The sequence below is a fragment of the Streptomyces hirsutus genome, assembly GCF_001418415.1.
GTDB classification, from domain to species: Bacteria; Actinomycetota; Actinomycetes; order Streptomycetales; family Streptomycetaceae; genus Streptomyces; species Streptomyces hirsutus.
The window spans coordinates 1-15,856 of record NZ_LIQT01000326.1 but is presented as its reverse complement, the minus strand read 5'-3'; the positions used below and the strand labels follow the sequence as shown (position 1 = coordinate 15,856).

Below are 15,856 nucleotides of genomic sequence, written 5' to 3'. Positions count from 1 at the left end.
TGGAGTCGCCATGACCACCCACAGTCTCCCGGCCCGGACGGACACCCCGGCCGGGACCCCCGCCGAGAAGCCGGGCCGCGGCGGCGGACGCCGGCTGATGCGCCCGCGCGCCGGCCGCCAGCACCACGCGGGCCCGCTCGCCTACGTCCTGCTCGCCGTCATGGCGGTGCTGTCGATCTTCCCGCTGTACTGGACGATGGTGGCGGCCTCCACCGACAACACCCGCGTCAGCCAGACGCCGCCGCCGTTCCTGCCCGGCCCGAACCTGTTCAGCAACCTCGCCCGCGCCTGGGACGAGGCGGCCATGGGCAAGGCCATGATCAACAGCCTGATCGTGGCCGGAGTGATCGCCCTGTCCACGGTGATGTTCGCGACCCTGGCGGGCTTCGCCTTCGCCAAGCTGCGGTTCAAGGGGCGCAACGCCCTGCTCATGCTGGTGATCGGCACCATGCTGGTGCCGCCGCAGCTCGGCGTCGTTCCCCTGTTCATGATGATGTCCGAGCTGGGCTGGTCCCAGCAGCTGCCCGCCGTCATCTTCCCCACCCTGGTGAGCGCGGTCGGCGTCTTCTTCATGCGGCAGTACCTCTCGGAGGCGCTGCCGGACGAACTCGTCGAGGCCGGACGGGTGGACGGGGCGCACTCGCTGCGGATCTTCTGGAGCATCGTGCTGCCCGTCGCACGGCCCGCGATGGCGGTCCTGTTCATGATCACGTTCGTGCACGCGTGGAACGACTTCTTTTGGCCGTTCGTGGTGCTCGACATGACCAATCCGACGGTCCCCGTCGCCCTCACCCAGCTCAGCGCGGGCTACATCCGCGACCAGTCGCTGATCATGGCCGGCGCGCTGCTCGGCACCCTGCCGCTGCTGGTGATGTTCATCGTCTTCGGCCGTCAGATCGTCAGCGGCATCATGGCGGGCGCCGTCAAGGGCTGACCCGCCGCACCCGGCCCGGCCGCCTCGCCGCCCGGTCCGGTACGCGCGCCCGCGAACCACCCCCACCACCCCGAAAGGACTTACGTGGTCACCGCAGCACAGCAGACCGCGTCCGCCCCGGACGCCGCCCTCACCTTCCCCAAGGGCTTCCTCTGGGGCTCCGCGACCGCCTCCTACCAGATCGAGGGGGCCGCCGCCGAGGACGGCCGGACACCGTCCATCTGGGACACCTACGCCCGCACCCCCGGCCGGGTCCGCAACGGTGACACCGGTGACACCGCCACCGACCACTACCACCGCTGGCGCGAGGACGTCGCCCTCATGGCCGAACTGGGCCTGGGCGCCTACCGCTTCTCCCTAGCCTGGCCCCGGATCCAGCCCACCGGCCGCGGCCCCGCCGTCCAGAAGGGCCTGGACTTTTACCGGCGCCTCGTCGACGACCTGCTGGACAAGGGCATCCAGCCCGTCGCCACCCTCTACCACTGGGACCTGCCACAGGAGTTGGAGGACGCCGGAGGCTGGCCCGAGCGTGCCACGGCCGAGCGGTTCGCCGCGTACGCGGCCCTCGCCGCGGACGCCCTGGGTGACCGGGTGAAGACCTGGACCACCCTGAACGAGCCCTGGTGCAGCGCCTTCCTCGGCTACGGCTCCGGCGTGCACGCCCCCGGCCGCACCGACCCGGTCGCCGCCCTGCGCGCCGCCCACCACCTCAACCTGGCCCACGGTCTGGCCGTCCAGGCACTGCGCGACCGCCTTCCCGCCGACGCCCGGTGCTCGGTCACCCTCAACATCCACCAGGTCCGCCCGCTCACCGCCGGCGACGCCGACACCGACGCGGTCCGGCGCATCGACGCGCTCGCCAACCGGGTCTTCACCGGTCCGATGCTGCAGGGCGCCTACCCGGAGGACCTGTTCAAGGACACCGCGGAACTGACCGACTGGTCCTTCGTGCGCGACGGCGACCTGCGGCAGATCCAGCAGCCGCTGGACTTCCTCGGCGTGAACTACTACACCCCCACCGTCGTCTCCGCGACCGACGGCAGCGGCACCCACACCTCCGACGGACACGGCAGGAGCGCCCACAGCCCCTGGCCGGGCGCGGACAAGGTCGCCTTCCACCAGCCGCCCGGCGAGACCACCGCCATGGGCTGGGCCGTCGACCCCACCGGCCTGTACGACCTGCTGCGCCGCCTGGCCGCCGACTTCCCGCGGCTGCCGCTGTACATCACCGAGAACGGCGCGGCGTTCGACGACTACGCCGACCCTTCCGGCCAGGTCAACGACCCCGCGCGGATCGCCTACGTGCGCGGCCACCTGGCCGCCGTCCACCGGGCCATCGTGGACGGCGCGGACGTACGCGGCTACTTCCTGTGGTCCCTGCTGGACAACTTCGAGTGGGCGCACGGCTACAGCAAGCGCTTCGGCGCCGTCTACGTGGACTACCCGACCGGTACCCGCATCCCGAAGGCCAGTGCCCGCTGGTACGCCGAGGTGGCCCGCAGCGGCGTCCTCCCCGGAGCCTGACCCGGGGCCGACCCGGTGCGGCACCCGCGCGGGTGCCGCACCGGAGGCGGGGGAGGAGCGTTCGCACGGTGCCATAGGGTCGTCCCCATGGCCCGGTTCAAGGACTTCAACTTCAAGCTCGTCGTCATCGAGCAGCTCATGTACATCGACGAGAAGCTGACCCCGCAGTTCAGTCTGGCCGGCGTTCTGAAGGAGAAGGGGCTCGGCGACGACCCCTGGGAGTACGCCCAGGAGCACGACCTGGCGTACAAGGTGGTGCCGGAGGCGCGCGAGTACTTCGAGTCGCTGGAGCTGAGCGACGAACTCCTGGCCGGCGTCGAGGAACTGTGCATGGACGGCGGTAACCAGGTGTACCAGGAGTGCGCACCGGTCTGGGACGGCGAGGACGACCTGTTCGACATCACCTCCCTCGACGACCTCGTTCTCCTCCCGAACCTCCGCCGCGTCCTGGGCTCGGAGTTCCTGGGCCCCGACCTGGCGGGCGTCCTCGAGAGCCGGGACATCACGGCCGACTAGGCGGTTTTGTTCGGATCAGCGGGTGGACCGGAGGAAGACGCCCGCAAGGTGGAGTCCGGCCGGGTAGATGGCGGCGGCCTTCTCGTAGCGGGTGGCGATGCCGCGCTTGCGCAGGTGGTCGCGGATCGCGCGGGAGGAGTACGCCTTTCCGCCGGGACCGCGTCCGGCCTGGTGCGGGGCCGCCCACGTGGAGGGGAACACGCAGGCGGGCCAGCACGTCCGGGCAGGCGGGCGCGTCGCCGGCCTGCCCGGCACAAAACTGCCTAGGACTACTGTCGGCTTGGCCTCGGTTCGCCTTCCGGCTCCGGGGGAGGAGGAGGTGTGAGCCTGGCGGACGCGACATGCGCGACCACGACCGAGACGATCACCAACGGCATGACCGTGAGCCCCTGTGACCCGAGCAGCAGGGTGGCGAGCAGGACTGAGACCAACGGAAGTCTGAGCATCGCGGTACTCATCGCGCCGACGCCCATGGCGAACCCCGCGACGAGGGACAGACCCGGGGCGTGGGAGAGCAGGATGCCTCCCGCCGCGCCCACGAACATCGCGGGGAAGACGGGGCCTCCCCGGAAACTGCTGAGCGAAGCGCAGTAGGCCAGGCTCTTGCACAACACCAGCAGCGACAGTGTCCCGATCGAATACGCGGTGCTCTGTGAGAGGAGTGGGCCCAGCGCCGACTGGCCCGAATACAACACGTCGGTCGCGGGCTTGCCGGTGCCCTCCGCATAGCTGATCGCCAATCCCGCCACGACCAGGCCCAGGACCACCGTGGCCGGCACACGCCGACGTTCGACCCGCGTCTTCAGGCGAACGGCGAGCCGTCGGATTCCCACGCCCACGAAGGCGGCCGACAGTCCGATGACCAGCGCCCAGCCGAACTCCGCGACGGTCGGTGTCGCGGCCTGGGGCAAGTCGGGCAGTGCCAGCGAGTAGGTGCCCAGCCCGGTCCAGGATCCCAGGCCGATGAAGATGAGTGCGCCGATGCCCGCGGCGAGCAGGCCGGGCACCAGCACCAGGGCCAGCGTCGCCCCACCGAGCCCCGAAGCCTCCATCAGGAGGAACGCGCCGAGCAGGGGTGATCCCAGCAGAGAACTGATCGCCGCGAAACTGCCCGCCGCGCCCATCATCGCGCTCACCTGTTCCGGGACGTCACGTTTGACGAGGCGCACGGCGCCCGCGGCCAGTCCGCCGCCGAGAGCGATGAGAGGCGCTTCCGGTCCGAGGACCGCGCCGAAGGCCAGAGTCGCCAGGGCGGCGAACAGGATGCCGGGAAGCTCGACAGGTGTGGGCGTGCCGGAGGTCTTGAGCCCGCCCGACGGTTCGTGGCCTCCGTGCCCCGGCAGATACTGCACGGTAAGCCCCACGAGCAGTCCCCCGACGGCGAGCAGGGGGAGCGGCCACCACGGCGGCGTGCCGTGGAAGCCCAGCGCCTCGGGCAGATCGGTGTAGAGGATCGGCTGGAGTTCGTTGACCAGCGCGAGGAAGCCGAACGCTACCGCGGACACCGGTACGCCGACCAGCGCGGCCATCAGCAGAAGCACCAGGTAACCGCGGCTCCGGAGGATCGTGGACGGATCCGGCAGCGACGCGTCCGCTGGTCCCGCCTTGGCGTCCGGCATGCGTCTTGCCTCCTCGTGACGCGGACCCGATAAGAGGTCTCACCGGCTGCCCTCAGCGAACCGCTACCGCCCCGTGACCCGCCCCGGGCGCGTTTTTCACGCTGGCACACGGTCCTGACGTCGGCATTCCCAGGCCGTCCATGCGGGGAGCACGGAGCCCGCCGGGCCGGCGCCGACGGAGGACGCACCCGCTGACGGTGCGCCACCTCATCCGGGCAAGGCGCGTTCGTCCGGCACCTGCGTGAGCAGCGGCCTGCCTACTCCGGCGGACGTGCGGCACCCTGTATGCCCGGGGCCAGCAGGACGACCGTGTCCCCCGGATCCGGCAGCGGTGTGCCGGTTTCCGTGACCGGATCGAGGCGGCCGTCCGGTCGTACGAGGAACAGCAGATCGCTGTCGGGTGGCCGCGCGCTGCCGGCGGGCTGCGCCAGCAGGCTCGCCCCGTGCTCGTATCTGCGGGAGAGGGTCTGCCAGGTCAGATCCGCGCCGAACAGGACCTCGCCACCGATGAACGGCGCCACCACGCCGTGGCTCTCGGGCGGTGCGCCGAGGTGGTGGACCGCCCCTTCCACGCTGCCGCGCAGAATCGTTGCCGCCAGTGCGTTGAAGTCGTCCTCGGCGGTGAGGAAGAACACCGCGGTGATGCCCTCGAGCTCCGGGCCCTGGCCCGTGACGGCGGCCAGTAGTTCACCGGGCGCAAGCTCGATCCCGGCCTGACTGATGCGTTCGCGCTGCTGCTCCTGCCCTGCCCACATCAAGACCTCCAGACCCGCTGACTTCAGGGCCACACCGAGGTCGACCACCCACGGGTCGCCGCCGACCAGCAGCGGACGCGATCGGGAGGGGCGCACGACACCCAGGAGCCGGGCCACGGGGGACGCGGTCAGGCCGTAGAGCGTCACGGTCGCGACGATGACCACGAACGTGGCGGGGAGGATCTTCGACGCGCCGCCGATCCCGTCGGCGGCGAGGCCGGCCGAGAACGTCGACGCGGTGGCGGCCGCGACGATGCCGCGGGGCGCCATCCAGCCGATGAACGCCCTTTCGCCGCGGGTCAGGTCCGTGCCGAGGGTGGACACAGCCGCGACCAGAGGTCTGACGACCAGCACCAGAAACGCGGCGAGCCCGAGTGCGGGCAGGGCCACATGGCGCAGCGACTGTGGTGTGACGGTGGCCGAGATGGAGATGAAGAGCAGGCCGAGGATCAGGCTGATCAGGGTCTCGAAGAACGGGCGGCGCGCCGGGACGTCGATGCCGGGGAGGTTGGCGATGGCCAGGCCCATCATCACGGCGGCGATGAGTCCGGTGTCGTCGCGCAGCACATCGCAGAGCGCCGCTACCCCGATCACCGCGGCGAGCTGCGCCGTGGTGCCGAGCACCTCGCCGAGACGCAGCATCCGGAACAGCCCCCACAGCAGAGCCGCCCCGGCCACTCCGCCGGCCACTCCGATGCCCACGCTGGCGAGGAAGTCCGCCGCTACGGTGCCGGGTCGGTGGTGGATGACGGCCGTGACCGCATGGAAGACCAGAGCTCCCAGAATGCCTCCGACCGGGTCGATGAGGGAGCCTTCCCAGACGAGGAGGTGCTGGAGCCGGTCCTTGGGCCGCACGAAGCTGAGGAGCGGTCCGACGACCGTCGGCCCCGAGACCACGAGGATCGCGCCGATCATGATGGCCGCCTGCTGGGACATGTCCAGCAACGGTGCGGCGAGGAGTGCGGCGAGGATCCAGGTGACCAGTACTCCGATCCAGATCAGCCTGACGACGACGCGGCGGGTGTGTCCCTTCAGCCTTTCCAGGTTCAGCCCGAGCCCTGCGTCGTAGAGGATCACGGCGACGGCCAGCGACACCAGCGGTGAGAACGCCGGCCCCAGGAGCCGCTCGGGGTCGACGTCGTCGATCAGTGCTCCGGCGGCGAAGCCGACGGGCAGCAGGACGATGAGGGAGGGGATGCGCAGGCGGCCGGCCAGGATCTGCGATCCGACGGCGAGGACCAGGATCAGGCCCACTCCGGTGAGCACCTGATTCGTCGTCACGGGTGACCCCTACGGTGCGTGGTGATGAGTCAGCTCGGTGCTCTTGCCGGCAGCCGGAAGCGGGGAGCGGGGACAGCGCGGCCCCACGAGACGGCGGTGGCGATCTTGGCCCGCATGACCACGGCCGCGGCTGCGGCGACCGGCCCCAGGGCTGTACGTGTGCGGTGAATCCCTCGGAGGCCCACGCCGAAGGGCGCTCCTCGACCTCATGAGGGTCAGGTCCTGCCATGACGGTGCCGTCATTTCCCCCATGGCGTGATCCCCCACCGGACGGTGTGCTGCTCGCCCGGGCCGAGGCCGACGAGCCCCGTGCCGCTGCGGAAGGCGTCCGGCGGGCAGCTCATCGGTTCGACGGCGATCGCGCGGCGGCGTTCCCCCGGTGGGAGGGTGTCGCCGGTGTAGAGCTGCAGGTAGTCGGCTCCCTCACCGAGCCACACGTCCGTACCGACAGCGCCCGACGGGTGGGCCAGGCGGACCACGGCCCGCCCGTCCGCATCCCGGTCGAGGTCGCCGAACGGGGTGTCCAGCCGGCGCGCTCCGACAGTCTGTGGCGTACGCAGGTCGTACGGCGTCCCGGCGACCGGCTCGGCGGCCACGGGCAGGCCGCGCTCATCGGTGCGCAGCCACGTCCGGGCGGGCACGGTCAGCACCGACTGGTCGACGTCAGCTGTGCCCGCCATGACATAGGGATGCTGGCCGAAGCCGTAGGGCGCGGTGCTCGTGTCGAGGTTGCGCGCGGTGACGGCGACTTCAAGTCCGCTCTCGCTCAGGGCGTACTCGGCGCGGACGTGGAGATGGAACGGGTAGCCCGGCTGCGGCCAGAGCGAAACGTCCAGGACGGCCCGGTCGTCGCTCGCCTCCACGACCTGCCACGAGGTCCACCGGAGCAGTCCGTGGATGGCGTTGCCGCCCTCCGGCTCGGTGAGCGGCAGTCGGAGGTCCTGCCCGTCCCAGCGGTACCGGCCGTCTCGGATCCGGTTGGGCCACGGCACCAGGATCTGGCCGCGCCCGCCGGTGATCCGGCCCTGTGCGGCGAAACCGTCGACCACGGCGCGTTCACCCATCGAGTACGACCGGAGCGCCGCGCCGAGCTCGACGACGACTGCACTGTGTGCGCCATGGCGCAGGGTCAGCTGCCGTCCGGTGCGGCTCTCCTGCACGTGTGGCCTCCTCGGTCCGCCCGGCCGACGTTCTCGGTCGTGGGCGTCATGGTGGCCTGCGGTCTCGGCCTCCTCGTCGGGAGCGTGCGGCCCGTCACGGGCCCGGTCAAGCGCGACACGTTCCCGCGGGCGGAATCGCCCCGCATGTTCGCTCACTGGAGCCACAGGCAGCGGAGCCACCGCTTTGCCCGGCAGCAGAACGGTCGGCACATCGGCGATGTGCCGCTCCCGGACGGGGCAGCGGCTTCATCCGCCGCCGGAGTGCCTGCTGCGTCGGCCGATGTACTGCCAGACAGCCCGCTGGAATCTGAGCATCAGCACGCCCACCACGATCAGCAGCACGATGTTGAGCAGGAGTTGGATCAGGGATCCGCGCGCCTGGCTCCAGCTGGCGAACGCGCAGGAGACGCCGATGTCGGCGGCGGCGGGGATGGTGGTGACCGAGATGAAGACGCCCAGCAGCGCGCTCGTCCTGGCCTGCGTCAGCGACATGATCCCGACGATGCCGGCCAGGACCGCGACGATGACCGAGAAGGCGTTGGGGGCGTCGATCAGTGTGGAGACCGGTCTGATGCCCAGCTCGAATGCCCTGGGCTGAAGGCCGAGGCCCCGGATCACCCACGAGAACAGGAAGGTCACGAGGATGGCCAGCAGGAATCCCACGGTCAGGGCGAAGAGGCCCTGCCGGATCCTGGCGCGGTTTCCATGGTTGACGCCCAGCGCGACGCTGGTGATGGCGCCGTACTCCGGTCCGACGACCATCGCCGCGACGATCAGGATCTGGGAGTTGGTGATGATGCCCACCGCCCCGATGACGCCCGCGATGACCAGGTAGACGTAGAAGCTCGGCAGATAGGTGCCCTCGGCGCGGATGCGCGCTTCGACCTCCTCCCAGACGGGCGCGTGCGCGAGCGCTCCGAGCTGCTGCTGCTCCGCCTCGGCCGCGGTGCCGGAGAAGGCCATCTCGACCGGCTCGATGACGATGGACCCGCGGCGGTCGAGTTCCAGCTCGCGCAGACCGCGCAGCACGGCGTTGGCCGCACCCGCCAGGATGTCGCACTCGATCGCATGGCCGTCGGGGTTCTGCGCCAGTCCGGGAAGGACAACCAGGTTGAATACATAGCGGTCACCGGTGAGCAGACCGATCACCCGAGGGGTGAGATCGACCGGGCTCACCAGTCGGACATGAATCAGCTCCATCCACAGCCTCCGTCGCTCGGCCGACGGCCGAACGGGAGTGCCGCGGTGCCCGTACGCCGGGATCGGACCGTCTTGCACCCGGCCGACCACAGCCAGTAACACCCCCCAGGAGGGTGGACGGCAAGCCGAAGGGCGGTGCTCGGCTTTGGCGGCCGAGGCGGCTTCGGCCCCGACGCGGCCCCGACGCGGCCCCGACGCGGCCCCGACGCGGCGCCGGCCACGGCGCCAGGTGGGGCCGGTCGTGGTTGCGCCGTACGAGTGGCGGCCCGCGGGCTGTCGTCAGTGGTCCCTTGGGCAGGTGGCCTTCGACCATGTCGACATGGCAGGGGCGACAGGGATGCCGGATAGTGGACTGAGGGGTATTTCCGAGACTTCGGAGCAGCAATGGACCGCTACCCTCCCATCGCCGAACACGGCCTGGTGGGCGACCTGCAGACCGCCGCGCTCGTCTCGTCGCAGGGCATCGTCGACTGGTTCGCCGCTCCCAGGTTCGATTCGCCCAGCATCTTCGCCGCCCTGCTCGACCACGACCGCGGCGGGTACCTGCGGCTGGCCCCCGAACACCCCGACGGGACCTGTAAACAGCTCTACTACCCCGACACCGCCATCCTGGTCACCCGATTCATGTCACCGGACGGGGTCGGCGAGGTGATCGACTTGATGCCCCCCGACCGGACCGGAACCGCCACTGACCGGCACACCCTGATCCGCGGGGTCCGTGCCGTGCGGGGGACGGTCGACTTCACCCTCGAGTGCCGGCCGCGCTTCGACTACGGCCGGGCCGAACACGAGCTCGAACTGGGCGAGAACGGCGCTCTGTTCCGGGCCCCCGGGATCGACGGGCACCTGCAGTCCACCTTCCCGCTGCAGCGCGACGGTCAGGACGTGCGCGGAAAGGTGACGCTGAACGCCGGGGAGTCCGGCGGCGCCGTGTTCACCGTCTGCGCGTCCGGCGGCGAGGCGCCCGCACCCCCCACGGTCGACGGGCTCAACGGGCAGATCGAGGAAGTCGGCCAGTTCTGGCAGCACTGGCTGCGCCGGTCCCGCTACCGAGGACGGTGGCCCGAGCTGGTGCACCGCTCGGCCATCACCCTCAAACTCCTCACCTACGCACCCACCGGCGCCCTGATCGCTGCGGCCACCACCGGCCTGCCCGAGCAGGTCGGCGGAGAGCGCAACTGGGACTACCGGTTCACCTGGATACGCGACGGCTCGCTGTCCGTGCGGGCCATGCTGGACCTCGGCTTCGTCGAGGAGGCCACCGCCTTCGTCCACTGGTTGGTGGACAGGCTGTGCGAGCGCGCAGGCAAGGAGGGAGAGCCGCTCCAGACGATGTACCGGATCGACGGCAATCCCGATCTGCCGGAGGAGACACTCGATCACTTCGAGGGCTATCGCGGCTCCTACCCCGTCCGCGTCGGCAACGGCGCCGCCGATCAGCTCCAGCTGGACATATACGGCGAGGCCCTCTATGCGGTGGCCCAGGGGCGCGAGATCGCACCGCAGGCCAATTTCGAGGGATGGCAGGCGCTTGCCAGGACGCTGGACTGGTTCGCCGACGCCTGGGACCGGCCGGACGAGGGCATCTGGGAGACCCGCGGCGGCCGCCAGGACTTCACCTACAGCCGGGTGATGTCGTGGGTCGCCTTCGACCACGGGCTGCGCCTGGCCGAGTTCTTCCGCAGGCCTGCCGATCTGGAACGATGGCGCACGGCGCGGGACGCCGTCTTCGACCAGATCGTAAAGCGCGGCTGGAACGAGAAGGAGCGCGCCTTCGTCCAGCACTACGACGGTGATGTCCTGGACGCCTCGCTGCTGCTCATGCCCAGGGTCGGGTTCATCGCTCCCCGGGCCACGGCGTGGCTCTCCACGCTCGACGCGATGGACCGCAGGCTCGTCTCCGACAGCCTCGTCTACCGCTACGACCCGGCGGCATCGCCGGACGGGCTGCGCGGCTCGGAGGGCACCTTCAGTCTGTGCACCTTCCTCTACGTCGACGCGCTGGTGCGGGCGGGGCGGCTGTCCCAGGCCCGTTACACCTTCGAGAAGATGCAGACCTACGCCAACCACGTCGGGCTGTTCGCCGAGGAGGTCGGTCCGAGTGGAGAGCAACTGGGCAACTTCCCACAGGCGTTCACCCACCTGTCTCTCATCATGGCCGCCATCACCCTCGACGAGGCACTCGACGCGGAGCACGGGCGCTGACCCATGGTCACGCATGCCCGTCCGTCAGGGGCATCACGGATGACGAAGGCCGAGTTCGACGCGCTGTACCGGCGCCTGGCCTCGCGCACGGCGTGGGCCGGGGGCGACCGGGGCGCTCTGGACTCACTGACTCCTGACCGGGTGCTGGCCGCCACCCGCGAGGTGCGTGCCGGCCGGACGATCACGCTCGCCGCGCCGGTGGAGACGTCGCCGGGTCCCGACAACCCGGAGCCGGCGAGGCACCGGATGCGCCGTCAGCCGGAGGAGGACTTCTCGAGCGGGCTGCACTTCGCGAAGGACAGCTTCGCGATGAACGTGCACGGTGACGCCGACAGCCACATCGACGCGCTGTGCCACGTGATCTACGACGGCACGCTGCACGGCGGTGTGGCCACGGACAGCGTCGGGCCGGACGGCGCCACGGCGCTCTCCGTCGAGGTGGCTCGCGACGGGATCGTCGGACGCGGCGTGCTGCTCGACATCCCGCGGCTGCGCGGCGTGCCGTGGCTCGAACCGGGTGATGACGTCACCGCCGACGACCTCGGCTTCGCCGAGACCGCCCAGCAGGTGCGTGTGACCGAGGGCGACCTCCTGTTCGTCCGGGTCGGTCACCGCCGACGCCGCGCCGAGCTGGGCGCCTGGCACGCGGCGGAGGCGCGCGCGGGGCTCCATCCGTCCGCGCTGGAGTTCCTGGCGGAGCGGCGGGTCGCCGTACTCGGCGGTGACGGGAACAACGACACCGCCCCGAGTTCCGCAGAGGGCATCGACTTCCCCGTGCATGTGCTGGCCGTCCACGCCATGGGCCTTCATCTGCTGGACTACCTGCAGTTCGAGGGCCTGGCACCGGTCTGCGAGGCGGAGGGGCGCTGGTCGTTCCTCTGCGTGATCGCCCCACTGAGGCTGCCGGACGCCACCGGTTCACCGGTCAATCCGATCGCCGTCCTCTGAGGTCCACGGACCCGAGGGCGGGTTCAGGGCTTGCGGGGCAGCGCGATGTTCTCCAGTGGCTCCCCGACCGGGTGGCGCACCGTCGTGGCTGTCGGAGGCGCCTGGCGGACATGGGTGGCGCGACAGCTCCCGGCCGCCGCCGGCGCGCGGCCCGTTCCCGAGATCACGCGTTTGACCAGCAGGTCCCCCGGTCGCGTCGCCGCAGCTCACGTAATTTGCGGTCAAGACGGTGTTCGGATCCGTCGCCAACACAGGTATCGGTCGGACAGGGTCCACCTCGGAGGAACGTCGTGCGAACAACCCCACAGGCGGCCACGGTCGTCGTGGTCATGGGTGTCTCCGGCTCGGGGAAGTCCACCGTGGGCGGACTGCTCGCGCAGCGGCTCATGGTGCCCTTCCTGGAGGCGGACGACCTCCATCCGGCCGCGAACCGCGCGAAGATGGCCGCGGGCCATCCACTCGACGACGAGGATCGCCGGCCGTGGCTGCTGTCCCTCGCCGACTGGATCCGGCAGGCGACCGCGGCCCAAGGCGGCGTGATGGCCTGTTCGGCCCTCAAGTCGGACTACCGGGACCTGCTCCGCCAGGCAGGCACCGGCGTGTGGTTCCTGCACCTCGCGATCGACCGGGCGTCCGCCGAACGACGGGTCGCCGGACGCGTGGGCCATTTCATGCCGGCCCGGATGGAGGCCTCCCAGTACGCCGCCCTCGAACCGCTGCGGCCGGACGAGCCGGGGCTGACCGTCGACGCGGCAGCCGACCCGCAGTCCATCGTCGACCGGGCGGCGGACGCCGTGCGGGCCCTCAGGTGAACGCCCACCCGTTCGGCTCCCGGCGGGTCGCCGCTCACGGGACCGCCCCCTAGCTTCGAAGGGGCACGCATGTCTCCACGGCGAGGCTGCGTGTCCGGCACGGTGCAGCACGGGGGCCTGCTGGGCGTCGCTGCAACCAGCGCAGCAAACGACTCCTGAGAACGGGACCTCGACATGGCCGACGATCAGCACTACGACGTCATCGTCATCGGTACGGGAGCAGGCGGCGGCACGCTCGCCCACCGACTGGCCCCCACCGGCAAACGGATCCTGATCCTGGAGCGCGGCGACTACCTGCCGCGGGAGCGGGACAACTGGGAGTCCACCGCCGTCTTCGTCAAGGGCAAGTACCGCGCCCCCGAGTTCTGGTACGACAAGCACGGCAACGCGTTCCCCCCGGAAGTGAACTACTACGTCGGGGGCAACACCAAGTTCTACGGCGCCGCGCTCTTCCGCCTCCGTCCGGAGGACTTCGGCGAGCTCCGCCACCACGACGGCATCTCGCCGGCCTGGCCGATCCGCTACGAGGACCTGGAGCCGTACTACACCCAGGCGGAACAGCTCTATCTCGTCCACGGACGACACGGTGAGGACCCGACGGAAGGCCCGGCCGGCGGCCAGTATCCGTACCCCCCGGTGGAGCACGAGCCGCGCATCCAGCAGCTCAGCGACGACCTGGAGAGGAAGGGGCTGAACCCCTTCCACCTTCCCATCGGGGTGAACCTGACCCAGGACGAGAACGGCCGGGCCACCCATGACAGCGTGTGCATCCGCTGCGACCGGGTGGACGGCTTCCCGTGTCTGATCGGCGCGAAGTCCGACGCCCAGGTGATCTGCGTCGACCCGGCGCTGACGTACGACAACGTCACGATGGTGACGGGCGCCAACGTCCGGCGTCTGGAGACCGACCCGACCGGGCGCACCGTCACGAGTGTCGTCGCCGAACTCGGCGACGGGTCGACGGAGGGGTTCAGCGCCGACATCGTCGTCGTCGCCTGCGGGGCGGTCAACTCCGCCGCACTGCTGCTGCGTTCAGCGAACGACAAGCACCCCGGCGGCCTGGCCAACAGCTCGGACGTGGTGGGGCGCCACTACATGCGGCACAACAACCTGGCGCTGATGGCCGTGTCGAAGGAACCGAACCCCACCAAGTTCCAGAAGACACTGGCGCTGAACGACTGGTACCTCGGGGCGGACGACTGGGACTTCCCGCTCGGCGGCATCCAGATGCTGGGCAAGTCGGACGCCGATCAGATCCATGGCGAGGCACCGCGCTGGGCCGGCGCGGTCGCCCCGGACATGCCGTTCGAGATGCTCGCGCACCACGCCGTCGACTTCTGGCTCTGTGGGGAGGACCTGCCGCTGGCCGACAGCCGCGTCACCCTCGACAGGAACGGCGACATCCACCTGGCCCTCGACGAGAAGAACAACATCGCCGGGCTCGAGCGCCTCCAGCACAAGCTCAAAGGGATGCTCGGGCACCTGGGCATGCACGAACACCACCTGCTGCCGCACAGCATCTACCTCCACAAGGGCATGCCCATCGGGGCCACCGCCCACCAGGCCGGCACGGTCCGGTTCGGCACCGACCCCGGCAGCTCGGCCCTGGACGTCGACTGCAAAGCCCACGACCTCGACAACCTCTACGTCGTGGACACGAGCTTCTTCCCCAGCATCGGCGCGGTGAACCCGTCCCTGACCGCGATCGCCAACGCCCTGCGGGTCGGCGACCACATCGCCGCGCGGCTGCGCTGAAGGGTGGGGAACGCCACGAAGAAGCCGGCGGTGGGTGGCGAGCCCACCCGCCGCCGGCTCCGTCCTTTCCTGAACCGGAGCTCCGCTACAGGTTGTCCCCGGGTGTTCCGGCGGCCCGGGTGTCGGCGTCGGTGAGCGGCTCCAGCTCTCCGAGTGTGTCGAGTCGGTAGAGGAGCACCAGCGCGGGGCCGACGAGAACGATCGCAATGACCGTGACGATCGCCAGCCAGCGCATGGTGTGAGTGGCGCCGGCCGCCTCGGCCACCGTCAGTGAGGTGGGCAGCATGTAGGGCCGCTGTGCGAAGCCCCAGGCGCCGACGGTCAGGGCGACGCTTGCCACCGAGGTGTAGCGGGTCCAGCCGTAGGACCGGCGTACCAGAAGCAGCACCGTGGCCAGACCGCAGAATGCGGCCAGGACGATCAGCAGCAGGCCCAGGCCACCGGTGAGCCCCTCCCAGACGTGCCGGGCGTCGTCGTGGGTGACGGGCAGGGCGACGAGTGCGAGGACGACGACCGCGGCGAAAGCGAACAGCGCCCTCAGGCGGAAGTAGTCGACGAGGTCGTCGGCGTCGAACCGCCGGGCGTCGGAGCAGAGGAACACCGCCCCGAGGAACGCGGTGGCGGCAATCGCCAGCAGGCCCGTGAGGACGGAGGTCGGGTTGGCCCAGGCGTCCGCGGAGGCGGTCGTCCCGACCGCGACCCGACCGGCAGCGATGCCGCCGAGCACCGCCCCGAGGAAGAAGGGCGTGAGCAGCGATGAGATGGCGAACGCTGCCCCGTAGACACGCCGTTGGGCAAGTCGCCGGGTCGGCTTGCGCAGGGCGAATCCGGCGCCGCGGAGCACCAGGCCGACGGCGGCCAGAGCGAGCGGCAGCCACATCGCCTCGAAGACGGCCTGGAACATCGTCGGGAAGCCGGTCCACATGATGATGAAGACAAAGATCAACCAGACGTTGTTGGCCTCCCAGACCGGTGCCATGGCGTGGTCGATCAGCCAGCGGGCCCGCTTGCCCCGCTCCGCGTCGCCGGCCAGGAGGTCCCAGAAGCCCGCGCCGTAGTCCGTGCCCCCGGCACAGGCGTAGGCGGCGATCGCGAGCACCAGGACCCAGGCGATGACCTCGGCCATCTTCACTCACCCCCGGGGGTG

At 70.6% G+C, this 15,856-nt stretch carries 13 protein-coding genes; 7 read left to right on the top strand and 6 right to left on the bottom strand.

All coding sequences use genetic code 11. The features are described from left to right. Nucleotides 1-10 precede the first annotated feature (10 nt). From AOK11_RS23825 to AOK11_RS23815, 3 genes are all read left to right on the top strand, one after another. Nucleotides 11-934 (top strand): carbohydrate ABC transporter permease, encoded by a 924-nt coding sequence (locus AOK11_RS23825; protein ID WP_055595777.1) that lies wholly within the window; start codon nt 11-13, stop codon nt 932-934. An 84-nt stretch (nt 935-1,018) separates the two neighbouring features. Next, entirely contained in the window at nt 1,019-2,458 is a 1,440-nt protein-coding gene (locus AOK11_RS23820) for a GH1 family beta-glucosidase (protein WP_055595776.1), read from the top strand. Nucleotides 2,459-2,545: 87 nt separating this feature from the next. After that, the gene (locus AOK11_RS23815) at nt 2,546-2,974 is read left to right on the top strand and encodes a DUF6892 domain-containing protein (protein WP_055595775.1); all 429 of its coding nucleotides are present in this window, start codon (nt 2,546-2,548) and stop codon (nt 2,972-2,974) included. 15 nt (nt 2,975-2,989) lie between these two features. Here the strand turns inward: AOK11_RS23815 and AOK11_RS23810 are convergent, their stop codons facing one another. The 5 genes from AOK11_RS23810 to AOK11_RS23790 all read right to left on the bottom strand — a co-directional run bounded on the left by AOK11_RS23810 (nt 2,990) and on the right by AOK11_RS23790 (nt 8,989). Continuing rightward, the gene (locus AOK11_RS23810) at nt 2,990-3,175 is read right to left on the bottom strand and encodes a hypothetical protein (protein ID WP_055595774.1); all 186 of its coding nucleotides are present in this window, start codon (nt 3,173-3,175) and stop codon (nt 2,990-2,992) included. A 68-nt stretch (nt 3,176-3,243) separates the two neighbouring features. Further along, nucleotides 3,244-4,593 (bottom strand): chloride channel protein, encoded by a 1,350-nt coding sequence (locus tag AOK11_RS23805; RefSeq protein WP_055595773.1) that lies wholly within the window; start codon nt 4,591-4,593, stop codon nt 3,244-3,246. A gap of 257 nt (nt 4,594-4,850) precedes the next feature. After that, on the bottom strand, nt 4,851-6,629 hold the full coding sequence (locus AOK11_RS23800) for a cation:proton antiporter (RefSeq protein ID WP_055595772.1): 1,779 nt from the start codon (nt 6,627-6,629) through the stop codon (nt 4,851-4,853). Between the two features lie 239 nt (nt 6,630-6,868). After that, entirely contained in the window at nt 6,869-7,789 is a 921-nt protein-coding gene (locus AOK11_RS23795) for an aldose 1-epimerase family protein (RefSeq protein ID WP_055595771.1), read from the bottom strand. Between the two features lie 246 nt (nt 7,790-8,035). After that, entirely contained in the window at nt 8,036-8,989 is a 954-nt protein-coding gene (locus AOK11_RS23790; RefSeq protein WP_055595770.1) for a DUF389 domain-containing protein, read from the bottom strand. 384 nt (nt 8,990-9,373) lie between these two features. Here AOK11_RS23790 and AOK11_RS23785 point away from each other — a divergent pair, with 384 nt between their 5' ends. From AOK11_RS23785 to AOK11_RS23770, 4 genes are all read left to right on the top strand, one after another. Then, nucleotides 9,374-11,194, top strand: coding sequence for a glycoside hydrolase family 15 protein (locus AOK11_RS23785; RefSeq protein ID WP_055595769.1), 1,821 nt, complete (start codon nt 9,374-9,376; stop codon nt 11,192-11,194). A 39-nt stretch (nt 11,195-11,233) separates the two neighbouring features. Then, on the top strand, nt 11,234-12,142 hold the full coding sequence (locus AOK11_RS23780) for a cyclase family protein (RefSeq protein WP_055595768.1): 909 nt from the start codon (nt 11,234-11,236) through the stop codon (nt 12,140-12,142). A gap of 329 nt (nt 12,143-12,471) precedes the next feature. After that, complete coding sequence (locus AOK11_RS23775; RefSeq protein ID WP_055595787.1) at nt 12,472-12,954, top strand: gluconokinase; 483 nt, start codon at nt 12,472-12,474, stop codon at nt 12,952-12,954. A gap of 174 nt (nt 12,955-13,128) precedes the next feature. Beyond that, nucleotides 13,129-14,709 carry a GMC oxidoreductase gene (locus AOK11_RS23770; protein ID WP_055595767.1) on the top strand — a complete coding sequence of 527 codons (1,581 nt, stop codon included), beginning with the start codon at nt 13,129-13,131 and terminating at the stop codon, nt 14,707-14,709. A gap of 85 nt (nt 14,710-14,794) precedes the next feature. Here the strand turns inward: AOK11_RS23770 and AOK11_RS23765 are convergent, their stop codons facing one another. Further along, nucleotides 14,795-15,835: a cytochrome d ubiquinol oxidase subunit II gene (locus AOK11_RS23765; RefSeq protein ID WP_055595786.1), complete on the bottom strand. Its 1,041-nt coding sequence runs from the start codon at nt 15,833-15,835 to the stop codon at nt 14,795-14,797. Nucleotides 15,836-15,856: the final 21 nt, after the last annotated feature.

Excerpts from the sequence above, each read along its gene's own strand:
- AOK11_RS23825 (WP_055595777.1), top strand. The coding sequence starts at position 11 with ATGACCACCCACAGTCTCCCGGCCCGGACGGACACCCCGGCCGGGACC.
- AOK11_RS23815 (WP_055595775.1), top strand. The coding sequence starts at position 2,546 with ATGGCCCGGTTCAAGGACTTCAACTTCAAGCTCGTCGTCATCGAGCAG.
- AOK11_RS23805 (WP_055595773.1), bottom strand. The coding sequence starts at position 4,593 with ATGCCGGACGCCAAGGCGGGACCAGCGGACGCGTCGCTGCCGGATCCG.
- AOK11_RS23790 (WP_055595770.1), bottom strand. The coding sequence starts at position 8,989 with ATGGAGCTGATTCATGTCCGACTGGTGAGCCCGGTCGATCTCACCCCT.
- AOK11_RS23785 (WP_055595769.1), top strand. The coding sequence starts at position 9,374 with ATGGACCGCTACCCTCCCATCGCCGAACACGGCCTGGTGGGCGACCTG.
- AOK11_RS23780 (WP_055595768.1), top strand. The coding sequence starts at position 11,234 with ATGACGAAGGCCGAGTTCGACGCGCTGTACCGGCGCCTGGCCTCGCGC.
- AOK11_RS23775 (WP_055595787.1), top strand. The coding sequence starts at position 12,472 with ATGGGTGTCTCCGGCTCGGGGAAGTCCACCGTGGGCGGACTGCTCGCG.
- AOK11_RS23770 (WP_055595767.1), top strand. The coding sequence starts at position 13,129 with ATGGCCGACGATCAGCACTACGACGTCATCGTCATCGGTACGGGAGCA.
- AOK11_RS23765 (WP_055595786.1), bottom strand. The coding sequence starts at position 15,835 with ATGGCCGAGGTCATCGCCTGGGTCCTGGTGCTCGCGATCGCCGCCTAC.